The sequence below is a fragment of the Nocardioides dubius genome (assembly GCF_039528155.1).
GTDB classification, from domain to species: Bacteria; Actinomycetota; Actinomycetes; order Propionibacteriales; family Nocardioidaceae; genus Nocardioides; species Nocardioides dubius.
In genome coordinates, this window is sequence record NZ_BAAALG010000019.1 from 19282 (window position 1) to 32046 (window position 12765).

Genomic DNA, 12765 nt, shown 5'->3' on the forward strand with positions numbered 1-12765 from the left:
GAGGGCGCCCCCAGCGAACACGAACTCGGATCTCACATGTTGGGCAGCGAGTTCGCATCCTGAGATCAGCAGGTCAAGCCGCCGTCGACGATGAGCACCTGCCCCGTGATGTAGGTGTTGGCGGGGTCGGAAAGAAAGAGCACCGCTCGCGCAACATCCTCCGGCTCCCCCAGGCGGCCGACCGGGGTGCGCCGGGTGATCTGACCCAGCTGGCCGTCGTCGAGCCCGTGACTCATCTCGGTGCGCAGGTAGCCGGGCGCCACGCTGTTCACCATGATCCCCCGCGAGCCCAGCTCGCGCGCGAGCGCGCGCGTGAAGGAGTCGAGAGCGCCCTTGGTCGCGCCGTACACCGAGAGGCCGCGGTAGCCGGAGAGCCCGACCACCGAGGAGATGTTGACGATCGCGCCGGAGCGGCGGGCGAGCATCACCCGGCTGGCCGCGCGAGCCACATAGACGCTGCCCTTGAGGTTGAGGTCGACCACCCGATCGATCGCGTCGTCGCCGAAGAGGCCGATCACGCCCTCGGGCGCGACCCCGGCGTTGTTGACCAGCACGTCGATCCGTCCGCGGCGGGCGGCGGCCTGCTTGACGAAGGCGTCCGCCTCGGCCGAGACCGAGACGTCGGCTGCGGTGAACGCGAACCTGTCGCCGAACTCCCGCTCCCACTCGGCCACCCGCTCGGTGCGCGAGCGCGAGCACGTCTCGACCACGTAGCCCGCCGCCAGGAAGGCATCGACCAGGCCCGCGCCCAGTCCCTTGCTGCCTCCGGTGATCAGAGCCACCCGCGCCTCGGTTCCTGCGCTCACGCCTCCACCCTTCTGATGGTCTTCGATCCGACTGTCTTGATCTGCTCGACGAACTGCAGGCTCCGCGGCTGCCAGGCACGCGGCAGGTCCGCCACCGCATCACGCACCGCGGCACGCAGCTCGTCGGGGACGACGCCCTGCTCGGCGACGATCTCGGCCGCCACGATGGCGCCGGTCAGCTTGTTGGCCCGGCCGTAGACGCGCACCATCGCCACGCCGGCCACGGCGGCGATCCGCTCCTCCACGGGCAGCGGGTGCACCTTCACACCGCCCACGTTGATCACCTCGGAGTCACGCCCCCGGAAGTGCACCCGCTCGCCGACGACCTCGACGAGGTCGCCGGTCGGACGCCAGCCGTCGGCGTCCGCGGAGAAGGGCGCCAGGGTCGCCTGTCCGGCGTACTCCACCATGCCGGCACTGCCACGGACCCACAGCTCGCCGTCCCGGATCTCCAACCGGCCCTCGGGCCGCTGCGGGCTGCGCAGCAGCGCTGCGTCGAAGCCCGGCCGGCCGTCGTTGACGGCCAGCACGGAGCCCACCTCGGTGGAGGCGTAGACGTGGGTGATCCTGGCGGCGGGGAACCAGTCGCGCAGAGCCAGCAGCAGCGCCTCGGAGGCCGCCTCGCCGCCCAGGGTGATCTGGCGCAGCGGAGGCATCGTGGCGCCACGGCCCCGGGCCTCGGCCAACAGGAAGCGCCAGTAGGTCGGCGTCGCGCTGACCGCGTCGACGCCCAGCTCGGTGATCGCCCGCAGGCCATCGCGCGGCTGGCGCGGGAACGGAGCGACCAGTGTGGACCCGGAGGCCAGCACGTGCAGCACCACCTGGAGCCCGGCGAACTGGTGCAGGCCGTAGGCGAGCAGCCAACGCCACTCCGGCGTCGGGGCCACCTCCTCGAGTCGCCCGGCGAGCACCCGCCAGTCGTGGCGGGCAGCCTTGGGCTGACCGGTGCTGCCGGTGGTCAGGATCAGCAGCTGCTGGACGGCGGCGCCGGGGTGGCCGTGGTCCGTCGGCACCCCGCTGGTCAGCGCCTCGGGATCGATCAGCTCGCCGACCAGATCACTGCGCCGGGTGATCACCTGATCATGCCCGTTCGCCTGCGCCTGCACGGCGAACTCGTCAGGGTCGAGATCCGGCAGGTACTGGCACGCCTCGACCCCGGCGCTCGCGGCGCCGGCGAGCAGGGCGATCACCAGGCGGGCATCGGGCTCGACGATCGCCACCCGGCTCAGCCCACGCTCGATCAGTGCCGCGGCGACCGACCTGGCCTCGGCGGCGAGCTCGCCGTACGTCGCCTCGCCCAGGTCGGTGACCACGGCCACCCGGTCCGGGGCGACGGCGGCCGTGCGTGCGAGCAGGTCGATCATGCGGTGCGGGCGCCCTCGTAGAACGCGAGCACGTCCGCCACCGTCTCCGGCATGGTCGCGCCGACCGAGAACGGGTCGGTGCCGTAGGCGTCCTCCAGCATCGCGGAGAGCTCGGCCGCCTCCAGCGAGTCCAGCTCCAGGCCATCGGCCCACAGGCTGGTCTGGGCGGAGAGGTCGTCGCGGGACTTGCTGGCGCGGGTGAGGAACTCACCGATCAGGGCGAGGATGCTCTCGGGCGTCGTGGTCACGTCGTTCCTACTTTCGTGTGCAGGCTTGCGGTGCAGGGGCGGTGCAGGTTCAGCGGGTGGCGGCGATGATGCCGTAGCCCAGGGTCCGGTCGTTCCAGAAGCGTTCGAGGATCTCGGTGGCCTCCACGAACTCCTCCAGGCTGTCGACGCCGATCAGCGCGATCACCTCGTCGCGGTGGATGCGGGCGTTCTCCCGCCAGGCGGCGAAGGTGCCGAGCGTCTCGGCGCTGATGTCGGTGGCGTCGGTGACCGTCATCCCCAGATCGGTGAGGGAGGCGGCATAGTCGGTGAGCGGCTCCATGTGCGCATCGCCGAAGGCTGCCCGCAGCACGCCGAACTCGCGACGCCGCTCGCGTACCTCCAGGAACGGGATCTCGCGACGCCGGATGATGTCGCAGAGCACCAGGCGGCCACCGGGACGCAGCACCCGTGCGCACTCGCTCAGCAAGGCGCGCCGGTCGCGCATCAGGTGCGAGGACTCCAACACCCAGACCACGTCGAAGGAGGCGTCCGGGAAGCCGTTGTCGGTGCCGTCGCGCTGCTCGAAGTCGACGTCGAAGCGGTGCCGGCGCGCGGCCAGCTCCCGGCCCGCGGCGACCCCCGTCTCGCTGGTGGTGATCCCGACCAGCTCGACCTCGAACCGCTCGGCGAGGTCGCAGGCCTGGCGTCCGGTGCCGCAGCCGACGTCGAGCACCCGCTCCCCCGCCTGGAAGCCGGCCCGCCGGATCATCTCCTCGGTCAGCGCAGCGGTGGCGGCGGCGAGCGGCGTCGAGGCGTCGGCAAAGAAGCCGTAGTGGAACTCCGCTCCCATCAACAGCTCCCACGCCTCGTGGATGCGGTCGTAGTGCTGCGCTGGCTCGGTGTTGTTCACCGGCTGGACCCCCTGAACGGAACTGGTCATCGCTCGACCTCTCGGCTCGTCTCGTGCTCGCGTGTGCCCACCATGCTCACCCGGTCCGCTGGCTCTGAGCCGCGCGCCACGACTCGATCTCGGCGGCGACCTGGTGTTGCAGGCCCTCCCGATGGAAGTACTTCAAGGTGGGCGGAAGGTCCCGCACCGCCTCGGCCGGGTTGCCCCGGTAGAAGGTGTGCTCGGCGGTCAGCTTGGTGGTGATCACCGAGCCGGCCGAGATGATCGAGCGGTCCGGCACCTGCATGCCGGAGAGGATGGTGCACCCCGACATCACCGCGCAGTGCTCGCCGAGGCGGACCGGGCCGGTGACGAACCGGTCCTGCACCAGGTTCAGGCTGTGGGTGAGGATCTGCGAGCGGAACCCCGCCAGCACCGCGTAGTCGGCGAACTCGACCAGGTCGGAGCAGTCGATGTCGTGGGCGTTGGTGATCATCGAGAATCGCCCCATCACCAACGCCGGACGCCGGTTCGGCGAGTGGGTGAAGATCCCCGAGGTGCCCGCGATGCCGGTGATCGAGTTGCGGGTCGCGATCGCGGCGCCCTCCGCCAGATGCACCTCGTCGAGGTCCTTGATCACGTTCCACGGACCGATGCTCGCGCTCGGCCCCATGGTCAGCCGGCCGACCCGGATCAGGCTCCTGCCCAGATGTGCGGTGGGATGGATCTCCCAGCCCAGCAGGCGATGGGCGACCAGCCGCTTGAGCGACTGGGGCAGCAGCACCAGCAGGATCTGCAGGGCCGACTTCACACGGTCACCTCGTCGGGCTGTCGCACCACGCCGCCGCGGACGGCGTCGCCGGAGGTGCGCGGCCGCACGACCAGGTCGCCGAGACGCCCGGTGACCCGGGTCAGGATCCGCTCGAACTGGTCGGCACAGCCGGCCAGGGCGAACTCGCGCTCGGCCAGCTGCCGCGACAGCGCACCGATCTTGGCCGCGTGGTCGGCGTCCGCCAGCACGGAGGCGACCCACTCGGCAGCCTCGTCGAGCGCGGACTCCTCCGGCGCGACGACGCAGCCGGAGGCCTGGTCGATCAGGTGTGCGGCGAGGTTCTCGCCCGGCATCATCCCGAGCACCGGGCGCCCGGCGCAGAGATAGGAGAGGGTCTTGGACGGGACCGAGAAGGCACCCGCGTCCTTCTCCAGCAGGACCAGCAGCACGTCACCCGCGCCGAGCACCTCGCTGAGCCGCTCGTAGGGCTGGAACTCCAGCAGGCGAAGCGGAACGCCGAGCCGATCCGCCTCGCTGCGCAGCACCTCGCCGGCCGGTCCCTCGGTCACCACACAGAGCTGGACCGGAGTGCCCGCGGCGATCACCCGGGACGCCAGCGCGACCAGCAGCGCCGGGTTGTGCTTGAGACCGAGCGTGCCGGAGTAGAGCAGGGTCTGCACCCCCGCGGTGCCCTGTTCCTGTGCCCACCGGTTGTCGCGCTCGGTCGGCACCAGCTCGTCGAGCGGTGCCCAGTTCGGGATCACCGTCGCCTTCTCCTCGGTCCCCCAGCGACGGTGCACGTCGAGGAAGGAGTCCGCGATCACCACGGTGTGCCGGGCCCGTCGCGTGCACCAGCGCTCGCCGGCCGCGATCACCGCCGCCACCAGGACGAACGCCCGCGACAGCTGCCGGCCGGCGAAGGAGCGGACCGCCACGGACTGGACGTCCTGCTGCCAGTGCACCCACGGCACCCGCGCCACCATCAGGAAGGTCGCGAAGACGACCAGCATCGGGATCGGCACGTTGCCGACCAGCACGACGTCGGGCCGCAGGCGCCGGGTCTGCCGGGCCAGCTGGACGCCGTAGCGCAGCTCCTGGACCAGCCGGGAGCCGAAGGAGAGCTTGTCGATGACCTCGCCCACGCCGACCGGCGAGAAGCGCAGCGCCTCACCGGGCTTCGCCTGCAGATGACCCTTGCCGGACACGTGCGCCTCGCACCACGAGTGCGTGACGTCGTGCCCACGCTGGGAGAGCTCGCGGCTGAGCTCGACCTGGAAGGGGTGTCCGGAGTAGTCGTGGACCAGGATCTTCATGGTGCTCAGCCGATCGACCGCTTGACCTCGTCGTAGACCCAGGCATAGGTCTTCGCGAGGCCGTCGGCCAACGAGATCGAGGGGGCCCAGCCGTAGGTGTCGAGGATCTGGGTGTTGTCGGAGTTGCGGCCGCGCACGCCCTGCGGCGCATCCAGCAGGTATTCGCGCTCACAGGAGATCCCGGCGATCTCCTCGACGATCGAGTAGAGCTGGTTGATGCTGACCAGCTCGTCGCTGCCCAGGTTGACCGGGGCGTTGGAGTCGCCGCGCAGGATCATCTGGCTGCCTTGGACGCAGTCGTCGATGTACATGAAGCTGCGGGTCTGCTCGCCGTCGCCCCAGATGTCGACCTTGTGGTCGCCGGTCAGCACCGCGGTGGCCACCTTGCGGCAGACCGCTGCCGGCGCCTTCTCCCGGCCGCCGGTCCAGGTCCCGTTGGGGCCGTAGACGTTGTGGTAGCGGGCGATCCGGGTGGTCAGCCCGAAGTCCTCCTCGAAGTGGCGGCACATCCGCTCGGTGAAGAGCTTCTCCCAGCCGTAGCCGTCCTCCGGCATGGCCGGGTAGGCATCCGCCTCACGCAGCGCGGTGATGTCGGTGTCGGTCTGCTTGTCGGCGGCGTAGACGCAGGCGCTCGAAGAGTAGAAGTAGCGCTCGACCTCGGCCTGGCGCGCGGCCTGCAGCATGTGGGTGCTGGTCAGCACCGTCAGCATGCAGAGCGCCTTGTTGTTCTCGATGAAGCCCATCCCGCCCATGTCGGCGGCGAGCATGTAGACCTCGCGAGCACCATCGGTCTGCGCGACCGCGTTCTCCAGCAGGGACAGGTCCGCGACCACGTTCTGCGCCTCGGGGTGCACCTGGTACCACTGCGACGTCGGCTTGACGTCGACCGCGCGCACACTCTTGCCCTGGCGCAGCAGGTCGGCGACCAGATGCCCGCCGATGAAGCCGCCACCACCAGCGACCAGAACGTCGACACCCACGGCATACCTCCAGATCGGGAACGGAGCACCGGTGCAGACGGCGCCTCACGGGAGGACAAACGACCGATCGCGCACAGAGTCACGACCCAGGCGTGCCGGAGATCACGACCGGCTATGCTCACCAGGCTTGAAGGGGCGGCAACCGGCTGCTGGGAGCGAGGAGCAGAGCACGTGAAGCGCGCGTTCATCACCGGGATCACCGGTCAAGACGGCTCGTATTTGACCGAACTCCTGCTGGGCAAGGGCTACGAGGTACATGGTCTAGTCCGGCGGTCCTCGACCCTCAACCGGAGCCGGATCGACCACCTGCACCAGGACCCGAACCTGCACCTGCACTACGGCGACCTCACCGACGGCGTCAGCCTGGTCAACCTGGTCCGTGCGATCGAGCCGCACGAGGTCTACAACCTCGGTGCGCAGAGCCACGTCAAGGTCTCCTTCGAGATGCCCGAGTACACCGCCTCGACCGACGCCGTCGGCACCCTGCGGCTGCTGGAGGCGATCCGCGCGGCCGACCTGGACTGCCGCTTCTACCAGGCCTCGACCTCGGAGATGTTCGGCGCCACGCCTCCGCCGCAGAGCGAGAGCACCGCGTTCTACCCGCGCTCGCCCTACGGCGCCGCCAAGCTCTACTCGCACTGGGTGACGGTGAACTACCGCGAGGCCTACGGCCTGTACGCGGTCTCCGGGATCCTCTTCAACCACGAGTCGCCGCGCCGCGGCGAGAGCTTCGTGACCCGCAAGATCACCCTCGGCGTGGCCGCGATCAAGCACGGCGTCACCGACAAGCTGGTGCTCGGCAACCTCGACGCCGTCCGCGACTGGGGCTATGCGCCCGAGTACGTGGAGGGGATGTGGCGGATGCTCCAGCACGACGAGCCGCAGGACTACGTGCTGGCCACCGGCACCGGCGCCACCGTGCGCGAGTTCTGCGCGGCGGCGTTCGCGCACGCCGGCCTGGACTGGAAGGAGCACGTCACCTACGACCAGCAGTACGAGCGGCCGACCGAGGTGGACGCCCTGATCGGCGACGCCTCGCGGGCCCGCGACGTGCTCGGCTGGGAGGCGAAGGTGCACGCCCCGGAGCTGGCCCGGATCATGGTCGACGCCGACCTCGAGCAACTCGGTCGTCTGCTCGGCCGGTGACCACGCACCTGATCACCGGCGTCACCGGCCAGGACGGCATCCTGCTGGCGCGCCACCTGCTCGCCCGCGGGGAGCGCGTGGTCGGCACGGTCCGCCGCGGCAGCCCCCAGCGGGCCGCGATGGCGCCCTACCTCGACGGCGTCCAGGTACGCGAGCACGAGCTCACCGACCCGGCCGGCTTCGCAGCACTGCTCGATGCGGTGCGTCCCGAGCGGATCTACAACCTCGCCGCGCACACCTCGGTCGGCTCGAGCTGGGCGGACCCCGAGGGCACCCGGGCACTGAACCGCGACGCGGTGCTGGCCCAGCTGGACGCGCTGCTCGACTACCGGGCGCGCAGCGGCATCGAGCCGCGCTACTTCCAGGCCGCCTCCGCCGAGGAGCACGGGCACGCCACCGACAGCCCGTACGCCCAGGCCAAGATCGCCGCCACTGCCGCAGTCGGTGCGGCCCGCGAGGAGCACGGCCTGTTCGCCTGCGTCGGCGTCCTGCATCCGCATGAGAGTCCCCTGCGCCGGGCCGGGTTCGTGGTCCGCAAGATCACCCGGGGCGCGGCCGAGATCGCCACCGGCGCAGCCCACAGCCTCACGCTGGGCAACCTGGAGGTGACCCGCGACTGGGCCGCCGCCGCCGACCACGTGCAGGCGATGGCATTGATGCTCGCCGCCGCCGAGCCGGTGGACCTGGTGCTGGCGAGCGGCGTGCTGCACACCCTGCGCGACGTGCTGGCGTTGGCGTTCGAGGCCGCCGGCCTCGGCGAGCCGGAGGGCTACCTGGCCCACGACGCCTCCCTGGTCCGGCCCAGTGACACCTCGGTCCTGGCCGCCTCGCCCAGCGACCTCGCTCGCGCCGAACAGGTCCTCGGGTGGCGCGCCACAACCCCGTTGTCACAGGTGATCGCCGAGATGGTCAAGGCCGACGTAGCGCGCCTGGAGACAGGGCTCGCAGAGTCCCCCGCCTACCTCCCGAACTTGCGCTTGTAGCGCCCGAACTTGCGCTTGTTCACCCCCGAACCTGCGCTAGTTCACCCCCGAACCTGCGCTAGTTCGGGATCAGCCGCGGTTGCCGACCGCCTCGACGCCGAAGTCAGAACGCAGGCCGGTGCCGGCGAAGAGCCGCTGGAAGAACGCGCCCTGGCTCGACCAGTAGGTGAAGATCTCGACGTCGAAGTGCTCGGCGAGCAGGGTACGGATGGCTTCTTCGTCGCAGCCCTCGCGGACCACGTGGTACTCGACCAGATCCGACTCCGCCGTCTCGTCGTAGACCCCGCGCAGACGACGCACGCGCGTCGCGATCCCTCGGCGATAGTCCCCCTGCACCAGGCGCCAGGCGAAGTAGCTGCCCCGGCTGGCCAGGTGCGAGACCTTGCTCCGACGCGGGTAGAAGAGCGGGTCCTGGACGGAGAAGAAGGCGCCGCCCTCGCTGATCCGCGGCTGCAGGCGACGCAGGAAGTCCAGGTAGTCGGGGATGTGGTGGATCACGCTGATCATCACCACCAGATCCCAGCTCCCGGTGCCCGACAGGACGCCGTCACCGACCTCGTCGTAGAGCACCTCGACCCGCTCGTCGCCGGCGAACGCCTGCCGCAGATGCTCGGCGCTCGCCTGGCTGGCCTCGGTCACCGTGACCCGTGCGCCGGCGTCCACCAGGGTCTGGGTGAAGGTGCCGTGACCAGCGCCGATCTCCAGCACCCGGCAGGCACCGGTGCGCGCGATCGCCGCCCGGACGAGACGCTGCAGGCGCCCTTCGATGTCGCCACGCAACGCCGCATGCCGCAGGTGCGGCGAGCCCTTCACGTAGTCGTGACCAACCCCGTGCGCGTCGTCCTGCGCCTTCAGCACCTGCCGCTCGTCACTCACGCGCGACAGTGTGGCACCACCGCGCCCGACCCTGCTCGATAAACGCCACAACAGTTCCGAATTCTCCGCACCCGGCACCGGCGCGCATCGCTACACTCCCCGCCATGAAGGTGCTCGTCGAAGCCCTGGCCGCGGAGTTCGGCGGCATCCGGACCTATGTCGAGCACCTGCTCGCAGCATGGGAGAGCGCCTTCCCCGACGACGATCTGACCGTCCTGGTGCCTCAGGGCAGCGACCTGCACATAGCGGGCCACCGCCGGCGCGAGCTGGCGATCCCGGGCCCCGACATCGTCGCCCGGCCGCTGGCGCACACCGCGGCGATCCGCCGTCTGGTCGCCGAGTCGGACGCCGACGCGGTGCTGGCCACCTTGCCCAACACCAGCCTGCGCCACCCCGGTGTGCCGTTGACGGTGGTGGTGCACGACCTGCGCCATGAGATCCGCCCCGAGCAGTTCTCCCGCGGCCGTCGTCTGGTCCGCGCCCTCGCCTACCGGCGGGCCTACGCCCTGGCCGACCACATCGTCTCGGTCTCCCAGCGCAGCCTGGACGATCTGCACCGGCTGCATCCGGGCCTACGGGCGACGCCGAGCACCGTGGTCCATCACGGCGCCGACCATGTCGGGGCCGCCGCCGGCGAGCGCACCGGTCCGGCGGTGGCCTTCGCCCACCACACCAACAAGAATCCGCGCCTGGTCCTCCAGGCGTGGTCCCTCGCCCAGCGGCGCGGCATCGCCCTGCCGGAGCTGATCCTCGTCGGCACCGGCAGCGAGCGCCAAGCCCTCACCGAGGAGGCGCAGCGCCTGGGCATCGCGGATCGGGTGACGATGGCGCCCTACCTCGACGACGCCGCCTTCGGCGCGGTGCTGGCCGAGTCGGCGGCAGTGGTCTTCCCGTCGTCGTTCGAGGGGTTCGGACTTCCTGTCCTGGAAGGGATGCTGATCGGATCACCCGTGGTGATCGGCCCGGAGCCCGCCACCCAGGAGGTCGCCGGGGGCTGGGCGTCGGTCGCCGCCGTCTGGACCGCCGAGGCGCTGCTCGACGCCGTCGTCGCGGGCTGCGCCTTCGACGACGATCATCTGGCCGCTGCCCGGGCCCATGCCGCGACCTTCACCTGGCAGCGCACCGCGGAGCAGACCCGGGCCGCCCTGCGCTGAGCAGGACGGGCCGGGCCACGAGGCTCAGTGCCAGATGCCCTGGTTGCGGACCAGCTTCGCCTTGAGCTTCGAGGAGACGCCGGGCAGCCGCTTCTTGAGCCGGCCGTACTCCTCGGGCAGCACCAGGCGGACGCTCTTGACCGCGTCGCCGGCCAGCTCTTTGGCCTCCGTGCGCCACGCGCCCCGGCGCCAGGACGCCCAGGCCTCGGCCTCCTCGGGCAGGAACGGCACCGGCAGCGTCGCGTCCTCGTCCATGCTCAGCCGGTAGGCGCGGCGCAGCTGCCGGCTCAGCGGCTTGCCCGCCGTGTCCGCGGCATAGGCGTAGCGCGGGGCCTTGGCCAGCTCTGCCTCGTAGCGCATCACGATCTCGGCGTACTCACGGCAGAGTCCGTCCAGCGTCCGCGACTGCTCCCGCAGGTGCGAGGTCGAGCCGATCAGCCGGGTCGAGAGCTCCTCGGGGTGCGCGGTGTCGAAGGCGTGGAAGTGGAAGAGCCGGAGCCGGTCCTTGGTGCTGGAGACGTAGAGCCCGTCCTCGTCGAGCGCGATCGGTCGCTCGTGCAGGTTCGCGACGCTCACGTTGTAGCCGGCGTGCTGCCAGGCTCCGGCGTGGAAGAGGACGGCGCCGATGTCGACCCACTTCTGGTCGACGAAGAGACCCGACAGCGGGTCCCAGAGGCACTCGCGCTCCAGGTGGCCCCACCACCAGTCCAGGAATCCGATGGCGCGCCGGTCGACGGCACAGAAGCCGAGGTTGAAGACCCCGACGTTGAGCAGATGGCCCTCCTGCAGCATCGCCTCGGGGTCGGTGACCGGCTCCAGGAAGTGCGGCGTCAGCAGGATGCCGCCCTCGGTGGCGGCCAGGTCGATCGGCAGCTCCACCATCGGCGCGGTCAGATAGGTGTCCGGGTCCAGGTAGGCCGCAGCGGGGCTCTCCTCCAGCAACCCCTTGAGCAGCAACGGCTTGACGGCGGTCGCGAACTCGACGAGGTCGTAGATGGTCGCCAGCTTGAGCAGGTCACGCTCGGGGAGGCCGAGCACGTCGGTGCCGACCACCCGGACGCCGTCCAGTGGCGGGACCTGGGGCAGCTGCGCGGAGGAGTGGGCGTCGGTGACCAGGATGGTCAGCGAGAAGTCGCCTTCGTGCCGCCGCAGGCTCTCGGCGAGTGCCAAGGCCTTCGGCAGATAGTTGGTGGAAAGAATCGTGCAGTAGGCGATGTCCGTCATCTTCGATCCTTACGCAGGGGCAGGTGCGTCATCCGATGCAATGCGTGCGAAGAGTACCCAGCAAAACCCTCCCCACGCTGGTTTCTTCGCTGCTAGCCTCGGCGCCGTGCCAACCAATGAAGCGGCGATGACCGCGGCGCGAGACCTGTACTTGGACCTGATCAAGCGCAGTCTCACGGGCGCCCTGGCTGAAGACAACGACACGGTGCTGGGTGGGGCGCGTAGCCGAGGAACCGGCTCCGTCCTGAAGCGGGCGGGACACACCGCCGGCAGCCTGGCATCCCGGTTCAACCTGGAGATCGCCTACAAACGCCCCTACGACGCTCAGCGCCGTGAGAACGGCCTGGACTGGCCCTCGCGTGCCGAGTCGATGATCGGTCTGCGCCGGATGGACAACATCCAGCATTGCGTGGAGACCGTGATCGCCGACGACGTCCCGGGCGACCTGATCGAGACCGGCGTCTGGCGTGGCGGCGCGTGCATCTTCATGCGCTCGATCCTCAAGGCGCACGGCGTCACCGACCGCAAGGTCTGGGTCGCCGACTCCTTCGAGGGCCTGCCCAAGCCGAACGCCGCCGTCTACGCCGCCGACGCCGGCGACACCCACCACCTGTGGGACGGCCTCGCCGTCGGCGTGCAGCAGGTGCGCCACAACTTCGAGCGCTACGGCCTGCTCGACGACCAGGTCGAGTTCCTGGTCGGCTGGTTCAAGGACACCCTTCCGGTGGCGCCCTTGGACAAGCTCGCCGTGGCCCGCCTCGACGGCGACATGTACGAGTCGACGATCCAGGCGATCGAGGTGCTCTACCCGAAGCTGTCCTCCGGTGGCTTCCTGATCATCGACGACTTCGGCAGCCACGCCTCCCAGGCCGGCCAGGCGATCCACGACTACCGCGCCCAGCACGGCATCACCGACGAGATCATCCCGATCGACGACTTCGGCGCCTACTGGCGAAAGTCCTAACCCAGCGGATAGTCCCTGACGTTTTCGTGGTTTGCGGTCCGTTTTGTCCACGAAAACGTCAGGGACTATCCCGTTGAGGCGAGTT

General features: G+C 70.2%; 13 protein-coding genes. 4 read left to right on the forward strand and 9 right to left on the reverse strand.

What is annotated here, in order from left to right; all coding sequences use genetic code 11:
* Nucleotides 1–65 precede the first annotated feature (65 nt).
* Genes ABD151_RS21460 through ABD151_RS21490 form a run of 7 tightly spaced genes read right to left on the reverse strand, consistent with a single transcriptional unit; the run spans nucleotide 66 to nucleotide 6333 of the window.
* Nucleotides 66–806, reverse strand: coding sequence for an SDR family NAD(P)-dependent oxidoreductase (locus ABD151_RS21460; RefSeq protein WP_343996919.1), 741 nt, complete (start codon nucleotides 804–806; stop codon nucleotides 66–68).
* Nucleotides 803–2170, reverse strand: a complete 1368-nt coding sequence (locus ABD151_RS21465) for a class I adenylate-forming enzyme family protein (RefSeq protein ID WP_343996920.1) — start codon at nucleotides 2168–2170, stop codon at nucleotides 803–805. The genes ABD151_RS21460 and ABD151_RS21465 overlap by 4 nt, the downstream gene beginning before the upstream one ends.
* Nucleotides 2167–2418, reverse strand: a complete 252-nt coding sequence (locus ABD151_RS21470; RefSeq protein WP_343996921.1) for a phosphopantetheine-binding protein — start codon at nucleotides 2416–2418, stop codon at nucleotides 2167–2169. Before ABD151_RS21470 ends, ABD151_RS21465 begins: the two co-directional genes overlap by 4 nt.
* Before the next feature lie 49 nt (nucleotides 2419–2467).
* Nucleotides 2468–3319, reverse strand: coding sequence for an SAM-dependent methyltransferase (locus ABD151_RS21475; RefSeq protein WP_343996922.1), 852 nt, complete (start codon nucleotides 3317–3319; stop codon nucleotides 2468–2470).
* 46 nt (nucleotides 3320–3365) lie between these two features.
* Nucleotides 3366–4079 carry an acyltransferase gene (locus ABD151_RS21480; RefSeq protein ID WP_343996923.1) on the reverse strand — a complete coding sequence of 238 codons (714 nt, stop codon included), beginning with the start codon at nucleotides 4077–4079 and terminating at the stop codon, nucleotides 3366–3368.
* Nucleotides 4076–5353: a glycosyltransferase family 4 protein gene (locus ABD151_RS21485; RefSeq protein ID WP_343996924.1), complete on the reverse strand. Its 1278-nt coding sequence runs from the start codon at nucleotides 5351–5353 to the stop codon at nucleotides 4076–4078. Before ABD151_RS21485 ends, ABD151_RS21480 begins: the two co-directional genes overlap by 4 nt.
* 5 nt (nucleotides 5354–5358) lie before the next feature.
* The gene (locus tag ABD151_RS21490; protein ID WP_343996925.1) at nucleotides 5359–6333 is read right to left on the reverse strand and encodes an NAD-dependent epimerase/dehydratase family protein; all 975 of its coding nucleotides are present in this window, start codon (nucleotides 6331–6333) and stop codon (nucleotides 5359–5361) included.
* 171 nt (nucleotides 6334–6504) lie between these two features.
* Here ABD151_RS21490 and gmd point away from each other — a divergent pair, with 171 nt between their 5' ends.
* Together gmd and ABD151_RS21500 are read left to right on the forward strand one after the other, a co-directional pair.
* Nucleotides 6505–7479: a GDP-mannose 4,6-dehydratase gene (gmd, locus tag ABD151_RS21495; protein ID WP_343996926.1), complete on the forward strand. Its 975-nt coding sequence runs from the start codon at nucleotides 6505–6507 to the stop codon at nucleotides 7477–7479.
* A complete protein-coding gene (locus tag ABD151_RS21500) occupies nucleotides 7476–8462 on the forward strand; it encodes a GDP-mannose 4,6-dehydratase (RefSeq protein ID WP_343996927.1) in 987 nt (328 codons plus the stop codon). The genes gmd and ABD151_RS21500 overlap by 4 nt, the downstream gene beginning before the upstream one ends.
* Before the next feature lie 69 nt (nucleotides 8463–8531).
* Here ABD151_RS21500 and ABD151_RS21505 read toward each other — a convergent pair whose 3' ends face one another.
* Nucleotides 8532–9338 carry a class I SAM-dependent methyltransferase gene (locus tag ABD151_RS21505; protein ID WP_343996928.1) on the reverse strand — a complete coding sequence of 269 codons (807 nt, stop codon included), beginning with the start codon at nucleotides 9336–9338 and terminating at the stop codon, nucleotides 8532–8534.
* Between the two features lie 104 nt (nucleotides 9339–9442).
* On the opposite strand from ABD151_RS21505, the gene ABD151_RS21510 reads away from it, so the two are divergent.
* Nucleotides 9443–10492: a glycosyltransferase gene (locus ABD151_RS21510; RefSeq protein ID WP_343996929.1), complete on the forward strand. Its 1050-nt coding sequence runs from the start codon at nucleotides 9443–9445 to the stop codon at nucleotides 10490–10492.
* Between the two features lie 24 nt (nucleotides 10493–10516).
* Here the strand turns inward: ABD151_RS21510 and ABD151_RS21515 are convergent, their stop codons facing one another.
* Nucleotides 10517–11716, reverse strand: a complete 1200-nt coding sequence (locus ABD151_RS21515; RefSeq protein WP_343996930.1) for a glycosyltransferase family protein — start codon at nucleotides 11714–11716, stop codon at nucleotides 10517–10519.
* Nucleotides 11717–11822: 106 nt separating this feature from the next.
* Here ABD151_RS21515 and ABD151_RS21520 point away from each other — a divergent pair, with 106 nt between their 5' ends.
* Nucleotides 11823–12680 (forward strand): TylF/MycF family methyltransferase, encoded by an 858-nt coding sequence (locus ABD151_RS21520; RefSeq protein WP_343996931.1) that lies wholly within the window; start codon nucleotides 11823–11825, stop codon nucleotides 12678–12680.
* Nucleotides 12681–12765 lie beyond the last annotated feature (85 nt).